This is a genomic window from Actinoallomurus rhizosphaericola (assembly GCF_024055675.1).
In the GTDB taxonomy this organism is placed as follows: domain Bacteria; phylum Actinomycetota; class Actinomycetes; order Streptosporangiales; family Streptosporangiaceae; genus Actinoallomurus; species Actinoallomurus soli.
In genome coordinates this window covers 59,019-78,130 of the sequence record NZ_JAMXMW010000012.1, presented here as the reverse complement: position 1 = coordinate 78,130, position 19,112 = coordinate 59,019, and the positions used below count along the sequence as shown (strand labels likewise).

General features: G+C 67.7%; 12 protein-coding genes and 4 tRNA genes. 9 read left to right on the top strand and 7 right to left on the bottom strand.

The features are described 5' to 3' along the window. Position 1 precedes the first annotated feature (1 nt). The 3 genes from NE234_RS25495 to NE234_RS25485 all read right to left on the bottom strand — a co-directional run bounded on the left by NE234_RS25495 (position 2) and on the right by NE234_RS25485 (position 4,132). Complete coding sequence (locus NE234_RS25495; protein WP_252783164.1) at positions 2–991, bottom strand: AAA family ATPase; 990 nt, start codon at positions 989–991, stop codon at positions 2–4. After that, entirely contained in the window at positions 991–3,183 is a 2,193-nt protein-coding gene (locus tag NE234_RS25490) for a fibronectin type III domain-containing protein (protein WP_252783163.1), read from the bottom strand. The genes NE234_RS25495 and NE234_RS25490 overlap by 1 nt, the downstream gene beginning before the upstream one ends. A gap of 229 nt (positions 3,184–3,412) precedes the next feature. After that, positions 3,413–4,132, bottom strand: a complete 720-nt coding sequence (locus NE234_RS25485) for an ArsR/SmtB family transcription factor (protein ID WP_252783162.1) — start codon at positions 4,130–4,132, stop codon at positions 3,413–3,415. A 139-nt stretch (positions 4,133–4,271) separates the two neighbouring features. Here NE234_RS25485 and NE234_RS25480 point away from each other — a divergent pair. The 3 genes from NE234_RS25480 (at position 4,272) to NE234_RS25470 (ending at position 4,540) form a co-directional block, all read left to right on the top strand. Further along, positions 4,272–4,344 (top strand) — tRNA-Gly (locus NE234_RS25480). Positions 4,345–4,371: 27 nt separating this feature from the next. Then, positions 4,372–4,442 (top strand) — tRNA-Cys (locus NE234_RS25475). Between the two features lie 23 nt (positions 4,443–4,465). Further along, a tRNA-Val gene (locus NE234_RS25470) sits at positions 4,466–4,540 on the top strand. 222 nt (positions 4,541–4,762) lie between these two features. On the opposite strand, the gene NE234_RS25465 is transcribed toward NE234_RS25470, so the two are convergent. Further along, complete coding sequence (locus NE234_RS25465; protein WP_252783161.1) at positions 4,763–5,920, bottom strand: tyrosine-type recombinase/integrase; 1,158 nt, start codon at positions 5,918–5,920, stop codon at positions 4,763–4,765. 127 nt (positions 5,921–6,047) lie between these two features. After that, positions 6,048–6,446, bottom strand: coding sequence for a helix-turn-helix domain-containing protein (locus NE234_RS44535; protein ID WP_256529347.1), 399 nt, complete (start codon positions 6,444–6,446; stop codon positions 6,048–6,050). 219 nt (positions 6,447–6,665) lie between these two features. Here NE234_RS44535 and NE234_RS25455 point away from each other — a divergent pair. Next, a tRNA-Lys gene (locus NE234_RS25455) sits at positions 6,666–6,737 on the top strand. A 413-nt stretch (positions 6,738–7,150) separates the two neighbouring features. On the opposite strand, the gene NE234_RS25450 is transcribed toward NE234_RS25455, so the two are convergent. Both NE234_RS25450 and NE234_RS25445 read right to left on the bottom strand, forming a co-directional pair. Then, positions 7,151–8,449, bottom strand: a complete 1,299-nt coding sequence (locus NE234_RS25450; RefSeq protein WP_252783160.1) for a hypothetical protein — start codon at positions 8,447–8,449, stop codon at positions 7,151–7,153. Positions 8,450–9,046: 597 nt separating this feature from the next. Beyond that, positions 9,047–9,598: a DUF421 domain-containing protein gene (locus NE234_RS25445; RefSeq protein ID WP_252783159.1), complete on the bottom strand. Its 552-nt coding sequence runs from the start codon at positions 9,596–9,598 to the stop codon at positions 9,047–9,049. An 824-nt stretch (positions 9,599–10,422) separates the two neighbouring features. Between NE234_RS25445 and NE234_RS25440 the strand changes: the two genes are divergently transcribed. The 5 genes from NE234_RS25440 (at position 10,423) to NE234_RS25420 (ending at position 19,111) form a co-directional block, all read left to right on the top strand. Beyond that, positions 10,423–11,649: a hypothetical protein gene (locus tag NE234_RS25440; RefSeq protein WP_252783158.1), complete on the top strand. Its 1,227-nt coding sequence runs from the start codon at positions 10,423–10,425 to the stop codon at positions 11,647–11,649. Between the two features lie 357 nt (positions 11,650–12,006). Continuing rightward, positions 12,007–12,219 (top strand): hypothetical protein, encoded by a 213-nt coding sequence (locus tag NE234_RS25435; protein ID WP_252783157.1) that lies wholly within the window; start codon positions 12,007–12,009, stop codon positions 12,217–12,219. A gap of 860 nt (positions 12,220–13,079) precedes the next feature. Further along, positions 13,080–16,892, top strand: a complete 3,813-nt coding sequence (locus NE234_RS25430) for a glycosyltransferase family 2 protein (RefSeq protein WP_252783156.1) — start codon at positions 13,080–13,082, stop codon at positions 16,890–16,892. Between the two features lie 194 nt (positions 16,893–17,086). Then, positions 17,087–17,923 carry a hypothetical protein gene (locus NE234_RS25425; RefSeq protein WP_252783155.1) on the top strand — a complete coding sequence of 279 codons (837 nt, stop codon included), beginning with the start codon at positions 17,087–17,089 and terminating at the stop codon, positions 17,921–17,923. A gap of 843 nt (positions 17,924–18,766) precedes the next feature. Next, positions 18,767–19,111, top strand: coding sequence for an effector-associated constant component EACC1 (locus tag NE234_RS25420; RefSeq protein ID WP_252783154.1), 345 nt, complete (start codon positions 18,767–18,769; stop codon positions 19,109–19,111). Position 19,112 lies beyond the last annotated feature (1 nt).

Genomic DNA, 19,112 nt, shown 5'->3' with positions numbered 1-19,112 from the left:
CTCAGACCCCGGTGGACTGCGGCACCGGCACCTGGGAGAGGGCCTCGGCGACGAGTTCCGTGGCGGTACGGCCGCGCAGCTCCGCCTCCGGCGTCAGCATGAGCCGGTGCGCGATGACGTGCGCCGCGAGGCCCTTCACGTCCTCGGGGACGACGAAGGCCCGGCCGGCCGCCGCCGCCCGCACGCGTACGGCCCGCAGCAGCGCGAGACTCGCGCGGGGACTGGCGCCCAGGCGGATGTCGGGATGCCGGCGCGTCATCGCGACGACCTGCACGAGGTAGTCGTACAGCGGAGGCGCGACGTGGATCCGGCCCGCGAAGTCGATCATGTTCTTGATGTCGTCCCGGCCCGCGACCTTCGGCAGCTGGTCGATCAGCGGCCCGGTCGGCGTGCCCGCCAGCACGGCGACCTCCGAGGCGTGGTCGGGGTACCCCATCGAGATCTTCATGAGGAACCGGTCGAGCTGCGCCTCCGGCAGCGGGTACGTGCCGTCCATGTCGACCGGGTTCTGCGTCGCGATCACCATGAACGGCCGGGGCACCGGGTGCGGCTGTCCGTCCACGGTCACGCGCCGCTCCTCCATGACCTCCAGCAGCGCCGACTGGGTCTTCGGCGAACCCCGGTTGATCTCGTCGGCGACCACGATGTTCGCGAAGATCGGGCCCGGGTGGAACTCGAACCGGTTGTTCGCCTGGTTGAAGATCGACACGCCCGTCACGTCGGACGGCAGCAGGTCGGGCGTGAACTGGATCCGCGTCCAGCGCGCGTCCACACTCGCCGCGATCGTCCGGGCCAGCGTGGTCTTGCCGACTCCCGGAACGTCCTCCAGCAGCAGGTGTCCCTCGCTGAGCAGGCACAACAGCGCCAGTTCGACGTTCTCCCGCTTCCCGCGGACGACCCGCTCGATGTTGCCCGCCAGCGCCCCGAACAACTGCGCGAAGCGTCCTGCCAGGGCGTCCGCGTCGGACGCCCCGTGAACCTCGGCCGTCATCAGCCGGCACACTCCCAGATGGTCGGCCCGGCGAGCTCCTGCCACGGCGAGTGCGGCGTGTTCGGCAGGTAGCCGATCATATAGCCGACGTGACCGTTGTGGTTGACGTGGTCATAGAGCTTTCCGCTGAGCGAGGCCTTCTTGCTCGGGTGGGTGTACTGCGCCCCGATCTTCTGGCAGTCGACCACGACACTCTGGCTGTTGGCGTTCTTGATCGCCTCGGCGACACCGCTGTTCGGATCCGCCTGTTTCCAGATATTGCTGTACTCGTTAGCCAGACCGCCGTTGTGAATCCCGTACGTTCGCACTGGGCCCGTGAGCGTCCTGGTCGCGCTTCCCGTCTTGCCGCCGGCGCCGTTGGAGGCGGTCACCCGGATGGTGTACGAGCCGTTCTTCCAGATGGTCGGGATCGTCACCGACGTGCCGGAGATGCTGTCCTTGGTGTAGGACTTCGGGCCGGTCACCTGGAGCCTGTAGGTCACTCCCTTGGCGTTCGGCGGGGCCTGCCAGCCGATCTTCGCGCCCTGCGCGGTCCCGCTGCCCGTGATGCCGCTCGGCGCGTCGGGCTGCGTGCAGGACAGGGTCGGGTCGGACTGGTCCGACTCGATGTCCGAGTCGTGGTCGCCGTTCTTGTACGTGGCCGCGACCGCGAAGACGTACTCGGTGCCGCAGGTGCCGCCGTGCACGGTGAACGTGTAGTCCGGCCCGTCCGCGGGGATCGTGGCGGGCGTGACGGTCAGGCCCGCCGGCACGACGAGCTTGTAGCCGGTCGCCGGACCGCCTCCGCCGGGCTGGAAGTCGACCTTGATGCTCCCGTCCGGCTGCGGGGTCGCGCGCAGGTTGGTCGGCTTGTTCGGCGGCGTGACCTTCGGCGGATCCGTCTTGTGCGTCGGCGGCGTCTTGGGAGGCTTCATCGACGGCTTGTGCGACCTCGGGTGCCCCGGGTGGATCGGCAGGCGAGGCACCGGAGGCCCGGACGTCGGCACCGGAGGCGCGGGCGCGTTCGACGTCGGCGGGTTGTTGTCCTGCCCCTGGTCGTCGCCCTTCGGAATCGGGTTCTCGGCTCCGCCGGGCACCTTGCCGGTGTACTTCTGCACCGGCTTGTGCGCGCCGGACCCGTCCACCACGACCGCCTTCGGGCTGTCGGGGTTGTTCACCCACAGCAGGCCGTCCTTGACGAACGCCTCCAGCGGTCCCGGCCGCCCGGTGACCGGCACCTGCGGGGCCATCCGGTTCGTCGCCGAGTCGTACACCAGGAGGCTGCCCGAGCTCTGGTCCGGGATGTAGACCCGCTGGCCGAGGACCTGCGGGGTCATGAGCTTGTGCTGCGGCAGCTGCAGCGCGACGCTGCTCACCGAGCCGCTGCCCGCGTTGATCACGATCAGCGACTTTCCGGCCAGCAGCGGCACGAGCTGCCCGTCCGTGGCGGTCGGCGGCGCGGTGACCTGCCCCTTGGGCAGCTGCGCCACGACGGAGGGCAGCTTGACCTTCACGCGGATGCCGCCGTCGCCGAGGACGAGGCTCTCCGCCGTGGTGAAGTCCGTGACGACGGCGGACCCGCCCGCGATCGTCAGCGCGAGGTCGTCCCCGGCCCGGCCGACCCCGACCGGCTGCCCCGGCCGGCCGCTGAGCACCGAGGCCGCCTGCCCGTTGGTGGGCACCGGCACCCACAGCGTCGCCTTGGCGTCGATGGCGGCCGCGCCGAGCGGTCCGGTCAGGCTGATCGGGTCGCCCTCCGTGGCCAGGCTCATCGCGTCCAGGCGCTGCACGCTGCCCTTCATCTGGTCGAGCGCGTACGCGGCGCCGGACCCGGACACGACCTGCATGCCGGCCGCGCCGCGGTAGGAGACTCCCTGCACGACATTGAGGTGGGCCGGATCGACGCGGCTGACCACGCCGGTCGTCTCGTCCACGATGAGGACGACGCCGCCCTGCTGGATCACCCGCATCTTGTGGCCGGCCGTGCCCGACAGGGTGACCTTGCCGTCGACCTTCCCCGACAGTCCGTTGACGTGGACGAGCTCGCCCTTCTTGGACGACGTCAGCCAGCCGCCGACATCGGCGAGATGGTATTTCGCGCTGGCCATTCCGACACCGAAGACCACCGCGGCCACGCACAACACCCCGACCGCGCCGATCGCTATCAGCCCGGTCAGCCGATCACGACGGAAGAACCTACGCTCCCCGCTCACCGATTCGTCACCCCTCCGCGCCCGAACGTCGCTGCGACGCAGGGCCACCTTAATGTGTCCAGGCCTCTTAAACCCGGCGAGTGCGCGATATTCGGACGCAACGGCGTCACGAACGGTTCAATCCGGAGTGGAGGAAATCCCGTACGGGGCCGGGGCGGTCAATCGAGCGGGGGCCACCCGGCCGTGCCGGAGCCGGTCGGCTCAGCCGGAGCCGGTCAGCCTTGGCCGGTCAGATGAGGACGCAGCCGAAGACGTCGGCCAGCCGGCTCCGGCCTCTCTCCGTCACGAACAGCGCCCGCCGCGCCGATCCGCGCGTGAACCAGCCGTCCTCGATCATCCGGTCCGTGAGCGCCGCGCCGAGGGCGCCGTTGAGATGAGGACGGCGCTCGGTCCAGTCCAGGCAGTGCCCCGCGAACCTCCGGCGCGCCCGCCGCACCTCGGCGACGTCGACGCCGATCGAGGACAGCTGCCGCTCCCCCTTGTCGGTCACCTCGTACGCGGACGCCGCGGGATCGTCGAACGACGGATCGACGGTCTCGAGCAGGTCCCGGCTGAGGAGCGCCTCGAACAGCGCCGCGCCGGCGCGGCCGGCCAGGTGGTCGTAACAGGTGCGGGCCTCCTGGAGGGCGCGCGCATGCCGAGACTGGCGGAGGCTGCGGACCTCGACGTCCGGGCTGATCCGGCTGATCGCCTCGATCGCCGCGGCCACCTCGGCGCCCTTCAGGCGGTAGTACCGGTGCCGGCCCTGGCGCACGACGGCCACGAGATCGCCGTCCAGCAGCTTGGCCAGATGAGAGCTGGCCGTCGCGGCGCTGACCCCCGCCGTCCTGGCCAGCTCCCCCGCGGCAAGCGGACGCCCGTCGAGCAGGGCCGTCAGCATCGACGCGCGCGTACGGTCCGCCAGCAGCGCGGCCACCGGCGCGATGTCCGAGTCATACGGTGCTCGCATGGTTCGACGGTACGCCGGGCACGCTTCGACGGCCGTCGAAAGATCGCCTGCGACGCGGCCCGGTCCTATCGAGTTGGGGGTTGGGCCGAGGATCCGCTAGTGTTTACCCCGTTGCCGAGGGGGGACGCCCCCGAGACACGCGGACGTGGCTCAGTTGGTAGAGCATCACCTTGCCAAGGTGAGGGTCGCGGGTTCGAATCCCGTCGTCCGCTCGGAGAGGTCTCCCCAAGGCCTCACTCGGTGGAGTGGCCGAGAGGCGAGGCAACGGCCTGCAAAGCCGTGTACACGGGTTCAAATCCCGTCTCCACCTCTGAAGCACACTCTGCTTCGCGAGGGCGATTAGCTCAGTGGGAGAGCGCTACCTTGACACGGTAGAGGTCACTGGTTCAATCCCAGTATCGCCCACCACATCAATGCAGGTCAGGCCATGCGCCTGACCTGCATTTTGGTTTCGGATGCTAACGATCGGCCGGAATCGGGAGCAGATCGGGAGCAGGGTGCTCCACAGCTGATCGGGACTACCCATTCCGTAGGTAGGGGTCAGTACTTTTCGTGGGTCGGGGTCACCGGGAGCAGTGCTCCCGATGATGCTCTCGGCGGTGCTCCCTCTCGGCGCGAGATGGGTCGGGGTCAAGACGATTGCGCCTGGCGGGCGGTCAGGGTGGTCCATCGTTGCTCAAGCCGGTCCCCCAGTTTTTGCCGCATGGGATCGGTGACGTGGCTGTAGACGCCGGCGATGCCGGGCATCCGGTGTCCCATCCGCTCGTACTTGAGAGCATCTTCGATACCGAGTTCGTCCAGGACGGTCTTGTGATGATGGCGCAGGCCATGGAAGACCGCCCCGGGCAGGATGGGCGGCCATTTGCGGCCCGGATCGCCGTCGCAGGCGGGCCGCCATAGCCGGCGGGCGAAGTTGGATCGCCGGTGCCAGTGCCCATCCGGGGTGATGAACACCTGCGGATGGTCGTGATCGTCGATCACTCCCTGAATGAGAGCAGCGAGGAAGGGCGGCAGATCGATGCGCCGCGCGGCGGCGTCGCTCTTGGGCGGCCCGAGCCACAGACGTGCGCCGACCTCATGCAGCGAGCCGTTGTCCGGGTCGACTCGCAGATAGCCCTGGTCGAGATGGCAATTCGTCTTCGCCAGGCCGGTGATCTCCCCCCACCGCATCCCGGTGAACGCGGCTGTGATCACCATCACCTGCGCCGGGCACCCGCCGAGTAGGCGGACGCGGTCGGCGATGGCCAGGACCTGCTCGCTGGTGGGGATCGGGCGCTTGGCGGTCTGCCGCAGGCCGACGCCTGGTTGATGGTGGGTGCGGGGTTCTGCCATGCGCAGGCCCTGGATCGGGTTGATGGCGATCACGCGTTCCTCGACCGCCGCGGTGAGCAGCAGCGACATGAGGGTGACGATGCCGCGGACGCTAGCCAGGCTGTAACGGGCGCGCAGGCCGATCGCCCACTGCTTGACCGCGCTACGGCGGATCTGATCGAGAGCCAGGTGCCCGAAGGCGGGCAGGATGTGCTGGTCGAGGTAGTGGTCGTACTTGGCCTGGGTACTGGCGGCGACCAGGTGGGTCTTCCGCCATTGGCTCGCCCACTCGGCCAGGCTGGTGCGCGAATCGTTGGGGTCGATGAGGGTTCCGCGGCGCTGGTCGGTGTCCAGGTCCTCGGCCGCGTCGAGGGCTTCGGTCTTGGTCCGGTACTTGTCCGGTGTGGTGCGGACGGCGCCGTCGGCGTCGCGGTAGCGGACCCGGAACCAGGGTCCGCGTTTTTCTGCCCAGGCCATCATGAACTCCTTTCACGCATGTATGGATTGGCGTCGCGCCGGGTGGGGGCGGTGCGGGTCGGGGTCATCACCGCTCGACTCGGGGTGGGCGCTCAAGTCACGCCCCGCTCCCCCGTGCGGAACCCGGCTATCGGCGGCGGGAGCGCGGGGCCTGCCGGCCGGCGGCGACGATCGCCTCCAGGTCGGCGCGGGAGAACCGCAGGTGCTTGCCCAAGAACGTGCACGGGATCGCCCGGGCGGCAGCTTTGCGGCGCAGCCACGACGGCTTCACACCGAGCAACCGCGCAGCCCCTTCAGGCGTGTACACCAGCGGCTCGTCCCGAACGTCAGACGATGGTGTCACAGGCTCCGGTACCCCAGGGCGGGCGTCGGCGGACGCCGTGGAGTGGCGCCCTCCTCCAGCGGCCTGCCGGTGTTCCGAGGGCGTACCCAACGGCCCTCGCGCGTCGGCTGGCCGACGACCGGAGACAGGCCGAAGCGCTTCGCCTCGGTGGTCGTCCTGGGAGCGATCGTGGGTGTTTGACATGACGATGGCTTCTGCGCATCCATCCGTCCCGAACGGCACCCAACCAAGCCAACCCGGCCCCATAGGCACTTCTTAGGCACACGCTTAGGCACGCCTGCGGCAGACCTCGCGCCAGGGACAAACGATCTTAGGCACGCGCTCAGGCACGGGGTTAGGCACGCCGCCCGGCATGTAGGCACACCCTCGGGCAAGGTGAGCAACAGGCTGATGAGCACACTCGCGCCTCAGCAGTCACGCCAGACCAGCGGACTCTTAATCCGCGGGTTCGGGGTTCAAGTCCCTGGCGGCGCACCCGTCCTGACCCGGGCGCTCTCGGTTCCACCGGGAGCGCCCAGTGTCTGTTTTAGGGCGGTCTGGCGACCACGTGTGCTCCATATGTGCTCGCATGCCGTGATCTTGGTAAACCACCCACGGGCACCACCGGACCGGCTGGGCACGATCCGCCGGCCAACCGCCGACGAACCGGACTCGGATCCCATCTACACCGTCCGAAGTCGACAGGCGGCCGGCCCCATCACCGCTCAGCGTCCGAGCACCCCCATCCCGGCCAAGCCGCTCCCCCGAAGGCACACACCCAGGGATGGTCTTCAGTCGGACCAAACGATCACTACCCGCCCCAGGTACTTCGATGATCACATGCGCAGGCCGACGGCCTGGTAGCGCCGCAAGAGCCTCGATTTCGCCGCCGACCTCCTCGGCGGCGGCTATGACCACTGCGAAACCGTCTCGCCGTGTTCCGGTCGGTGTTCTACCTCCATCCGCGCGCCGGGTCCATGGCAGGTGCGCCGATCCTGTTCCGCCTGCATGCGCTCAGTCGAGCGTCGGCGGCGACTTTCTCGCCATTCGAGGAGTCCGGCAGTCCTGTGACGGCCAGGCGGCCGATCCGCGCTCGGCCAAAGAATCACATAACTGGTGGAGGCGAGCAAGAATAGGATCCGTACGATCCCCCGGACGGGTCCGGAGGGGATGAAGAATATAGGCGCGTAGAGCGTCGCGACCGCCAGCCGGCTCCACAGCGGCATAATCCTACGTTCCCCGAACGTGTCCCAAAGCAGTGTCCCGAGCAGGACCGACGCCGTGTAGTAAGTGTAGGTGCTTGGATCCAGGAAAATCCGCGCATTGGCACCGAGGAGCACTACTGCCGGCCAGCGTCCACGGCGAACCGCGAGTGCACCCAGCGCCAGGCCGAGAACTACCTGAGCGGGCCGATCCCACCAAGGAGTACCCGCGTCATGGACGCCCAGCCAGCGCAGTGCGGACGAATGCTGAACGGGGATCGTGAATTTGCTCGCAGCGATATTCCGGAAATCATAGAGTACGAAGGGCAGCCAGGCCGCGGCGACCGTGAGCATCATCCAGCGCGCCGCTCGCCATCGGTTTCTACTTCGCACAGCGAGCAGAAGTGCGACGAATCCGGCGGCCCAGGGCTTTGAATCGATGGCCAGCCCAAGACACACACCGACCTGCCAGGTGCCGCCACAGGTCAGCGCCCGCACGGCAAGAGCGGTGAACAGCAGGGCCAGTACGTCATCGAGGTGGGCGAAACGAACCGAGACTTCGGTCCACATCGGAACGAACGCCAGTCCAGCGATGAGTACTCGGCGCTGTAGCCGGTAATGATCCACTCGCTGGCCGAGCAGGCTCATGGCGGCACACCGCCCGGTCAGAACGAGTATGAATGGGCCGATCCCGGCCATGAACGCTTCGGCAAGCAACTGCCCGGTTGCTGGATTCAGGTAGCTGAAAAGGCTCGCGACCAAAAAGCTGAGCGGCCCCATCTGCAGTTCCGGATGCTTCGCGTAGAGATCGAGGCCGCCTGGGCCGCCGGACCCGAACTTGTCGCCGAACAGAAAATGTGAACCTGTCCGCAGATACGACCACGACTGGCCACCATGGCGCTCCGCCACCCCAAACCAGATGAGCGCCCAACCAAGAAGGAAGATGTGATGCCACCGCACGCGCCACCGCCGCCCCGCATATTCGACGGTGAATATAGAGCTCACCGTCGACATTCGAACCGGCTCACCGGATGCGTCGTAGCCAACGAACGGGATTGCACGTGTAGTCTCCTCCCTGAGGGTAGTGTCGCCATGACGCACAGAGCACCCCGATGCAACGTTCGGCTGACCCTTTCGGACGGGAGCCTTCGTCACAAACTTGTCGCGGATCAATATAGCTTCGGTTTCGGGCACGTCTCAACGGATCCGCGAAGCGTCAAAGAACGCAGAGGCTTCCTTAACCAGGCACTAATATGTTTTGCGTCACTGGACTTTGATCCGGTGTGAGATCTTCAAGCTCGCGCGCCGGCACGGTGCCGCAAGCATGCTCTCCCGGAAGCATCTCCCGCACGGTCACCGAACGGCGCATGGCGTTGAGCGAGGACGACGGGTGAGGCCGCCACCGCAGGGGCGGAGAAGGGATCCTGTCCGACCCTGCCTGGTGAAAAGCTTCCCGCGAGCAGGCCTTATGAGGTCATGTACCTGATCGATAGGGATGACGGCACTGTGCCGGAATCTCGCGCCGAACTCGTCCGTATGTTCGACTCTGTGGTGGTCGCCGAGCCGCTCGCTGCGGGGAGCTCACAGGGGCCTTCAGGGATGTTATGCGGGGGGTGGCGTCAGTCGGCGTTCGAGATCGGCGAGTTCGGCCCGGATTTGGGCGAGCAGGCGGTCGTTTTCGCGGCGCAGGTCGCCGATGGTCGCGTCGTGGTGGTCCTCGTCGAGAGTGACGACCAGCGCCCCGCCGGGAGAGAGGGTGGCGTCGGCGATTTCGCTGATGTTGTCGGCCCCTTGGCGGCGGCAGGCGGCGACGACGTCGGAGCGGCGTAGCCCCAGCCGGCGCAGCGCTTTAGAGACGACCTGGCCGTCGCGGATCACGGTGGTGGGACGCCCCTCGAACAGCCGGACCAGGCGGGGATGGCGGTTGACCAGTCGTACCATCAGCGAGTTGATCACGACAAGGACGGCCGCGCCCAGCAAGCCGCCGGTGAGGCTGTTGTCGTTGCCGATGACCGCGTTCTGGACGACGTTGGACAGCAGCAGCATGACGACCAGATCGAAGCTGTTGAGCTGAGCCAGGTCGCGTTTGCCGCCCAGCCGCAGAAGCACCGCCAGCCCGATGTAAACCAGCACCGTGCGCAACAGCTTCTCCATCGGCGGGATCTGAATGTGCCACAGGTCATGCCAGATCAATGTCGACTCCCCTGACTCGCGTGTCGGCCGTTCTCGGCCCTACAGCATGCCGGGGGCTGTCCCGGCAGACGTCTGGCCCCTCTGACACGGCCGTTGCCGAGCGAGTCCGACGACCGGCGCGACGAGGGATCTCGTGCTCACCTCGCTTACGTCACACACCAGCCGGGTTGCAGGAAGAGCGCGCCGGATCGGCGCCGCGCAGGTGGGTGAGGCGCGCGAAGTGGCCGGTGTCGAACAGGTGCAGTTCGGCGTCGGGCACGTCGCATAGGTAGGCGCGGGCGCCGGGCTCGAGGAAGAACGGGTCGTTGCTTCCCCAGGTGATGAGGGTGGGCGCGGTGTGCTCGCGTAGCCAGGCGTGCCAGCGGTCCCCAGGGCGCTAACGGCCGTCAGCAGGTCCTCCCGGGTGAGGTCGGTGGTGTCGGTCGCGCCGAGCGCGTGGGCGGCTTCGCGACGGTGGAGTTCAGGTTCGGCCGCGATGACGCGAGGGCGCTGGCGCTCCTTGTTGCTTGAAGGGCGCCTACGGCCTACGCCGCCGGCCAGCGGCACGAACTCCTACCCCACCGACGCGGCCGGGGCTGTGACCGAACCGTGATCGATCGCATGTCATCCGGCGAATGATCTTGACGTCTAACAAACGTCGGATCTCGCAGCAAAAGGGATAGAACGGCATGCGTGAGCGCAGGGCCACATCGGTTGTAGCCGTGATCTCAGCGTTGGCGCTGATCCCGATGGCATCGGCACCCGCAAGCGCTGGGACCCAGGCCGTTCTCCGTGCGCCGGCCACGATGTCGTCCGTCGTGTTCAGCAACTTCACCCTGTCGCCCACCGCGCTGGACTCCGAACACGACCAGGTGTCCTACCAGGGGCAGGTGGTGAAGTCCGGTACCGACCAGGGTGTGCCGAATCACCAGGTCATCCTTCGCGAATACTCCCGAGACACCGACCTCGGCACTGTTACGACGGACTCTCAGGGCCGGTTCTCCGGGACGGTCCGGATCGATCAGTCGATGCAGGTGTATGCCTTCTGGCCATCTGACGGGATGTACGGAGAGGCTTGGACCGATCCGGCCACCGTTGACTACCGGCAACTGCCGACGATGTTCACGGTCAGCAATTGGGCGACCGGCGTGATCGGCGAGACGACCTCGCTCCCCGGACGTCTTACGCGAAAGGACGCGACCGGCGAGTGGGCGGGGCTCGGCGGGGCGCCGGTGCAGTTCACCTCTCCCAGTGGGGCGGTGACCGAGGTGACGACCAAGTCCGACGGCACATTCGACGGGAAGGTGCTCCTGACCGGCGATGGACAATGGCAGGTCGACTTCTCAGGCCGGGTTCCGGGCGCAGGACCCTACGGTCCGTCATCGCTGACGACGGGCTACATCGACGCCCGGTGGCGACCTTCGGTACGGTCCTTCGACGCCGCCCCCGAGCCCGTGGCCAAGGGTGCCACGATCACCGGCACCGGGCAGGTCGTGCGGAAGACGGCGACCGGCGGTGAAGAGCCCGCACCACAGGTCACCCTCGCGATGCAGTTCTCCCCTGACGGCAAGAACTGGTCGACAAGGCCGGCTGGGTCCGCCGGCGCGGACGGCCGGTTCTCGCTCGGCGCCGCCGCCGCACGGGACGGGTACTGGCGCGTCACCGTGCAGGATCCCGATTACGTACCGACCTCCGGCTCATCCGATTATGTCGACACGAAGTACGGCACGGCGATCACCGGTTTCGCTGCGTCACCCAAGACGGTGCGCACGGGTCATCAGCTCAGAATCACCGGGACGCTGAAGCGGAAGACGACTTCCTGGAAGGCGTACGCCAAGCGCACCATTCGCATCTACTTCCGAGCCAAGGGCTCGAAGAAGTGGACGTACGCCGGATCGGCGACGACCGACGGCAAGGGACGGTTCGCCCGGTCCCTCACCGCCAAGAAGGACGGCACCTGGCGGGCGAAATTCAGCGGAGACTCCGCCTGCCTTGCCGTCACAGGAGCGAGTGTCTACGTCGACGTCCGCTGACCCGACTCCTTCCACCGACGGATCCGGTGATCTCAGGCTGGCGGTGGGCCTGCCGGTTACCCCAGGTCGTCCTACCCGGCGGCCTCGATCGCCACAGGTCCGCCGCCGCCTGCCGGGCGTGCGTATCCACGCGGCCGGCGTCAGCGCCACCGCACCCCACATCGCCGTCGAGGCGATCGCTCCCAGATGACCCGCCGGTGACCCGGTTCCTACCCGGCCGGTTCAAAGACCCTGCACATCCAGAACCCGAGGAGTCATACCGATGTCATCGAAGAGACGCGCTGTCGGCGCCGCATCGGCCGATGCGTTTGGTCGACTGTGCACGGCTCGTCGACGTTCAGCGGTTCTCATCAGCAGGTGTTCGGCGCGAGGGGTCGTCGTCTTGGCCGGCGGTCTCGAGGGCGGCCAAGGGGCGCCCCGCTGGAGAACGGCACGGACGGCACGGCGAGCCGCCTGAAGGGCACCGCGAAGGGCGTCACCGGGTCGGGCTCGGTGACCATCGGCGCGAGCACGCTCGGTGTGAGCGGCAAGGACGCCCGGGCGGGCGTCCGTCTCGGCCGCAGCAGCTGACCCATGCGGTAGGGCCGGCCGCCAGAGCCCTGGCGGCCGGCCCAGCGGCCTCCTCGATCCGCCGTCGCTCTGTGGGTCAGCCGATGCGCCGGTCGAGTGGTTCTGAACGTCGCGTACGACCGGTGACGGTCGCCTTATCCCGGCGCCTTCCGAGTCCGAGACGAGCACGAGTGTGCTCGCGTTTTTGCATGCGTGCCGACATCCCGGTGGACGCCTCTCATTGAAAAGACGAATGACTTTTCGGGTGTTCTACTTCGACAATCGGTCGGTGTCGCACGGCGTGCGTCCCATACGGTTTCACTGTTTCGGTGTGGCGAGTTCTCGGTGACCCGTCCATGAAGTGAGATGGACGCCGGAGTAGGCCGGTGTGAATCCCGCTTTTCGCCGATTCTTCCGTCCGCCGACGATGGCGGTGGCCTGTCACATAAGAACGCGTACCTGCTGCTCAGGCGCTATGACGAGGCGTGGTGGACCGCCCGGCGCTCGGGTCTCGCCGTTTGTAAAGACCAAGCTGACGAGAAGTCGCACACTTGCCTCACTGACCGAAAGACAGAACGTTTCGGACTTGAAGCCGCTTTCGTCGCATAGGTCGCATCAGATACGCTTTCGCCCGCAAACCGGGGAACGCGGATTTTTTCTGACGGGGGACCACGAACGTGGAGCCTGTTTCTTCGGCATGCGCTTCGACAGTTAGGAGGCATCCGACCATGGCTCCGACACATCCCGCGAGGATGAGTCTCGATCCTGATCCGGCGGTGGCGCCGGCGTCACCCAGCACACCGCGGCGGGTGGTACGTGCACGTCCCGGCGGTGGACACAGGCAGTGGGGACACGATCGGCGCACCGAGCCGATGCCGATGGTGCCGCAACCGGTCAGCGACCGGCGGATCGCGCTGGCCCGCCTTTCGATCATGTTGACGGTGACGGCGTGGCTGGCCTACCTCATCACCTGGCTCTTCCGGGACTTCTTCAACCCCCGTTACTCGACCGCGATCGCGCGTTCGGAGTCGGTGCTCTATCTGCTGATCGTCACCATGCTGACGGTGTCCGCCCTGGCGTACCTGATGGCCCGCCTCGGCTTCCTGTACCGCACCCGCACGCATTACCGGGCGAGCCGGGCCATTCTGGACCAGTCCTACGCCACCGCCACGCCGACGCTGACCACGATCATCCCCTCTTACCAGGAGGAGAGCCGGGTCATCCGCACCACGCTCCTGTCGGCGGCGCTCCAGGAGTACCCGGACAAGTCCGTTGTCCTGCTGATCGACGACCCGTACGTGCCGAAGACCGCCAAGGCCCGGGAGCAGCTGATCGACGCGCGGAAGCTGCCCGGGGAGATCAACCGGCTCCTGTCCGGCCCCGCGAACCGCTTCGCCGCCGCGCTCGCGGCGTTCGAGCGAGCCGCGGAGCACGGCGAGGTCGGCGCGGGCGCCGCGATCACGCTCGCGGAGCACTACGACGCCGCCGCCAACTGGCTGGAGAACCTGGCCGCCGGCCAGGAGATCGTCGACCACACCGACGCGTTCTTCGTCAACGAGGTGGTGCTGCGCCTGCTGGAGTCGTTCCGCGAGGTCGCCATGGCCCTGCGCGCCTCGGCCGCGGAGCAGGCGGTGCTCGACCGGGCTCACATCAGGCGCCTGTACCGGCGGCTGGTCTGGACGTTCCAGGTAGAGGTCACAAGCTTCGAGCGGAAGCGGTACGTCTCGCTGTCCCACGAGCCGAACAAGGCCATGAACCTCAACAGCTACATCGGGCTGATGGGCGGGACCTACCGTGAGGTGCAGACGGTCACGGGCCTGGCACTGGCGCGTACGAGCGCGGATACCGGCCAGCTGGTCATCCCGAACCCGGACTACGTCGTCACCCTGGACGCCGACAGCGTGCTGCTGCCCGAGTACTGCCTCCGCTTGGTCCACCTGCTCGAGCAGAACGAGTACCGGGACATGGCCATCGCGCAGACGCCGTACAGCGCCTTCCCGGGCTCGGCCACGCGACTCGAGCGGATCGCCGGCGCCACCACCGACCTGCAGCACATCGTCCACCAGGGCCTGACGTACTACGACGCCACCTTCTGGGTCGGCGCCAACGCCGTGATCCGCAAGCGAGCCCTCGACGACATCGCCGAGACGTCCTACATCGGCGACTGGGAGATCCGGCACTACATCAAGGACCGAACCGTCATCGAGGACACCGAGTCGACCATCGACATGGGCGTCCACGGGTGGCGGCTGCTGAACTACAACGAACGGCTCAGCTACAGCGCGACCCCGCCCGACTTCGGCTCGCTCTCCATCCAGCGGCAGCGGTGGGCCAACGGGGGCCTGCTGATCATTCCCAAGCTCTTCCGCAAGTCGCGGGCGCGGCGGGCCGAGGGCAAGCGCACCCGCTTCTCCGAGCTGTTCCTGCGCTGGAACTACATGGCGTCGATCTCATGGAGCTCTGCCAGCCTGCTCGTCCTGCTGGCCTTCCCGTTCAACGCCACCCTGATCAGCCCCATGCTCGGGCTCGTCGCGCTCCCGTACTTCTGGGCCATGGCCAGCGACCTGCGGTACTGCGGCTACAAGCGCCTCGACGTGCTGCGCATTTACGGTTTCAACCTGGTCCTGCTTCCGGTCAACCTGGCCGGCACGCTGTCCTCGATCGTGCAGGGGATCACCGCGTCGAAGGCCGCCTTCGCCCGGACTCCCAAGGTGCGCAACCGCACCGTTGCGCCGCCGACCTTCGTCATCGCGCCGTACCTGCTGGTCGGCCTCGCCGGCTACACCTTCTACAGCGCCTACCGCCACCATCTCGTCGAGAACATGGTGTACGCCGGGCTCAACATCATCCTCGCCTGCTACGCCATCGTGGCCTTCATCGGGTTGCGCAACTCCGTGGTGGACGCGTGGATCCACGGGACCGGTCTGCTCTACAAGCCCGGCCAGCGGCGCCGGCGGTTCCACCGCACGAGGCGGGACACGCAGCCGGCCACGCAGTGGACCGACTGGCGCACGGTGCTCGACGTCGGCTACACCGGCGCCGCCGCGCGCCCGGCACCCGCCGTGAACGCGGCCGTCGGCGTACCGGCCGCGGCCGGTACGCCCGGTGACCCCGGTGTGCCGGGTGGCGCTCTCGTCCCGGTGCCCTCCGGGCCGCCGCTCCCGGACGGGCCGCCGCGCCGCCGGCTCTCGCTGCTGCGGGTGGCCGTGGCGCTCGCCCTCACTGCCGGCTGCGGGTACGGCGGGTACGTCGGAGTGCAGGCACGGCTAGAACGCTCCACCACGGTGCCGGGCCAGACCTGGTTCGCGCCCTACGTCGACGTCACCCTCACGCCGACGTACCAGTTCCAGAACGCGATGGCCGACCCGGCGCGGCAGACGGTCCTGAGCTTCGTCGTCTCCGATCCGGCGGATCCGTGCACGCCGAGCTGGGGCGCCGCCTACCGGCTGGAGCAGGCGGACCAGTCCCTGAACATCGGCTCACGGATCGCCCAGGTACAGAAGAACGGGGCGCAGCCGATCGTGTCGTTCGGCGGCCAGGCTCACACGAGCCTCGATGCCGGCTGCACCGACGTCACCCGCCTGACCCGGGCGTACCAGCAGGTCATCGACCGGTACCACCTGACGACGATCGACCTCGACATCGAGGGGACCGCACTGGACGACCTCCGGGCCCAGCAGCGCCGCACCGCGGCCATGGTCGCGCTGGAGCGGGCGGCGAACGCCGCGCACCGCAGGCTCGGCGTCTGGCTGACCGTGCCGGTCGAGCCGTCGGGACTCCAGGGCAACGCCATCTCGGCCATCTCCGCCATGCTGCGCGATCGGGTGTCGGTCGCCGGGATCAACGTCATGACCATGGACTTCGCCCAGAGCCCGACCAGCGGCGGAAGCCTGCTGCCGCAGGTGCAAGCGGCCCTCAACGCGATCCACGGTCAGCTGGCCGACCTCCTTCCCCGGTACGGCGTCAACCTGACCTCGTCACAGGTCTGGGCCCGCATCGGCGCGACCGTGATGATCGGCCAGAACGACGTCCAGGGCCAGCGGTTCACGGTCGCCGACGCCCAGGGCCTGACCTCGTTCGCGAGCTCGACCGGGCTCGGCCGGATCTCGATGTGGTCACTGAATCGGGACGGCCAGTGCGGGTCGGCGTTCGCCCAGAGCGGCGTGCACTCGAACACCTGCAGCGGCACGGCCCAATCGAGTCTGGGCTTTTCCCAGGTCTTCGGCCAACTGCAGGGGCAGGCGCCCACGTCGGGCGGCCCGTCCGGCGATGTCCAGGCCGTCGTCCCGGACAAGAACCCGGCGCATGCCCCCTACCCGCAGTGGTCACCGACGGCCGCGTACCCGATCGGGTACAAGGTCGTCGAGGACGGGCAGATCTACCAGGCCAAGTGGTACAACACCGGCCAGGACCCGGCGGCTCAGGTGCAGTACTCCTGGCAGTCGCCGTGGGAACTCCTGGGCCCCGTACTGCCGGGATACCGCGCACCCAGGATCGCCCGCCCGAAGACGGGAACCTACCCGGCCTGGTCGGCGCACACCCAGTACAAGGCCGGTGCCCGTGTGATCTACAAGAAGCTGCCGTACCAGGCCAAATGGGCGAACCAGGGAGTCACCCCCGGCGGCCCCGCGGGCCTCAACCCGGACTCCCCGTGGAAGCCGTTGTTCAAGGTCCCCGGCGAGCCGACGGGATGACCCGGGAGAAGACGCCCTCGGCATGACTTTCGCCGGGGGCGTCTTCCTTCGTTCGTTCCGGCCGTCGTTCCCACCCTTGATGACGTCGGCGGCCGCGGCGAGGCGGGGCGGGGCAGGGCAGGGCCTTGGGGACCTTGACGGTGTCGATGCGGTCCATCGGGTTGGCCGCCAGCAGGTCTTGGCGAATCGCCCACTTGCAGAACGAGGCGACCACGGCGCGCTTGCGCTTGGGCCAAGAGCACACTGTCTGCTCGAAGAAACACCCGTACAAAGTGACGAACCGCAGAGTCGACGACCTGTGGTACTCCACGGTACCCGGTGACACCGGGTGGTCCTCCTACCGAGATCTGGGTGCCCGGCCGGCCTCTCCGGCAGATGCCGCCGCCTGGCGCGCCGCAGGGAGCCCGAAGCGGGTCAAGGAGCTCTGCAACGAGGACGAGATCATCGGGTACAAGATGGGCAGGCAGCGGCCCGACGGCACGCTTGAGGAGATTCCGGTCAGGCAGGAGTGCAGCTGGTTCGACATGCGTCCCGGGCCCAGGCGGACCGAGCGCATGATGACCGGCGTGGGCATGTTCGGGCAGGCGCCCATCGGACTCAACGTCGCCAGGCTCTCAGAGGACCCGGCAACCTTGCGGCGCCAACTTCTCACCTGGACCCGCTCAGGGGGCCTGGCCGGCCCGGTAGAGGGCGACTCCGCCCAGCTCTGGGCGGCCGCGGGGGCCCTCATCACCAGTCCCGTCGGGCCCGTCCGGCCCAAGGTGCGCGCCGCGGCCTACCGGATACTCGCGGAAGTGCCGGACGTCCACTCGCTCGGCAAGGTCACCGACCACAAGGGGCGCCGCGGTGAGGCACTCGCCCGGACCGGCAGGAGCGCCGAGGGCGTAGGTCCGGGCACCTACAAGCTCATCATCGATCCGCGAAACGGATCGCCGCTGGAAACCGAAAGCCACGGCGAAGGTCTCCAGGAATACTCCCTGGTACTCGAGTACGGATACACCGACGAGGCCCCGCCGCTCACCCGGGACTAATTCTGTTTCCAGACCGGATCACGAAGGTGACCCACTCTGCCGCGGTCTAGCCAGGTCGTTCCTCTTCTTACGCTCGATGGCTCGTACATCTACCCGGGGTACGAGCCATCGAGCATCTCAGGCTGTACATACCCGTTCCGCCATGCGGCCGATGCAGATCCGGCAGGCGAACCCTCTGCGCCTGTGCCACGCCGCCCCCTACCGACACCGACGGGGACAGATAACCAGTCCGCCTTCGCCCCCGGCGTGAAGGAGTCCGCAGGCAAGAACACCACCGGCCACGGCAACTCCTACCTGGCCCGGGTGCGCGGCAACGCCGCCGCCTCCGTCGGCAGGACCGACACCTTCCTGGGCGATCGCTACCGTCGCATCGCCCGCCGCCTGGCAGCAAGAAAGCCATCGTCGCCATCGGCCGATCCCTGCTGGTCATCATCTGGCACCTGCTATCCGACCCCGACGCCCGCTTCCACGACCTGGGAGCCGACTACTACACCACTCACATTCACCCCGAACGCCGCAAACGCAGCCACATCCGACAACTAGAAGCTCTCGGCGACAAAGTCGCCCTCGAACCCACCGCTTGACCCACCCACACTGGACAAGCCCGGCCCGCCGGGTACTGCCGCCTGCCCAGTGACGCACCAATTTTCGGATTAGGCGTGTTCGATAGGCGGTTCCCTTCCCCGTGCGGCGCAGCTGTTACTGCACGTTGCTGAGCACGATAACCATCGCTTCGACGGTCGACTCTCCGCCGCTTGCGCTAAACCCCTAATACCCAGAAGCCACGTTTACTTGGCAGACGGGCCTAGGTAAGGTCGGATCGTGTCCATAGCTAGAAGTCCGGTGGACGTTGCCATCAGCGTGTCTGGTGCGCTTGATCCCGATGCCGAGATCCGGTCGTTGTTCCGCTGGCTGCAACGTGAAGAGGATGTGCCGAGCCCGAAATTCACGCCGGCCGCACCCGAGCAGGAAGACATGGGCGCGGTGAGCGACGCGCTGGTGGTGGTGCTGGGTTCCGGTGGCGCCGGTTCCGTTCTCGCCAGGTCGTTGAGCGTGTGGGTGCGACACCGCACTTCGGACCTGAAGCTCACGTTTCGCGGGGAGAAGGGAACTGTCCAGCTCGACGGGAAGCGGATCAAGGATCCGGTGGCGCTGGTCGAGGCACTGAGGGAGGCGACGGGAGAGTAGC

Excerpts from the sequence above, each read along its gene's own strand:
- NE234_RS25445 (WP_252783159.1), bottom strand. The coding sequence starts at position 9,598 with ATGGAGAAGCTGTTGCGCACGGTGCTGGTTTACATCGGGCTGGCGGTG.
- NE234_RS25440 (WP_252783158.1), top strand. The coding sequence starts at position 10,423 with ATGTCGTCCGTCGTGTTCAGCAACTTCACCCTGTCGCCCACCGCGCTG.
- NE234_RS25465 (WP_252783161.1), bottom strand. The coding sequence starts at position 5,920 with ATGGCCTGGGCAGAAAAACGCGGACCCTGGTTCCGGGTCCGCTACCGC.
- NE234_RS44535 (WP_256529347.1), bottom strand. The coding sequence starts at position 6,446 with ATGTCAAACACCCACGATCGCTCCCAGGACGACCACCGAGGCGAAGCG.
- NE234_RS25485 (WP_252783162.1), bottom strand. The coding sequence starts at position 4,132 with ATGCGAGCACCGTATGACTCGGACATCGCGCCGGTGGCCGCGCTGCTG.
- NE234_RS25495 (WP_252783164.1), bottom strand. The coding sequence starts at position 991 with ATGACGGCCGAGGTTCACGGGGCGTCCGACGCGGACGCCCTGGCAGGA.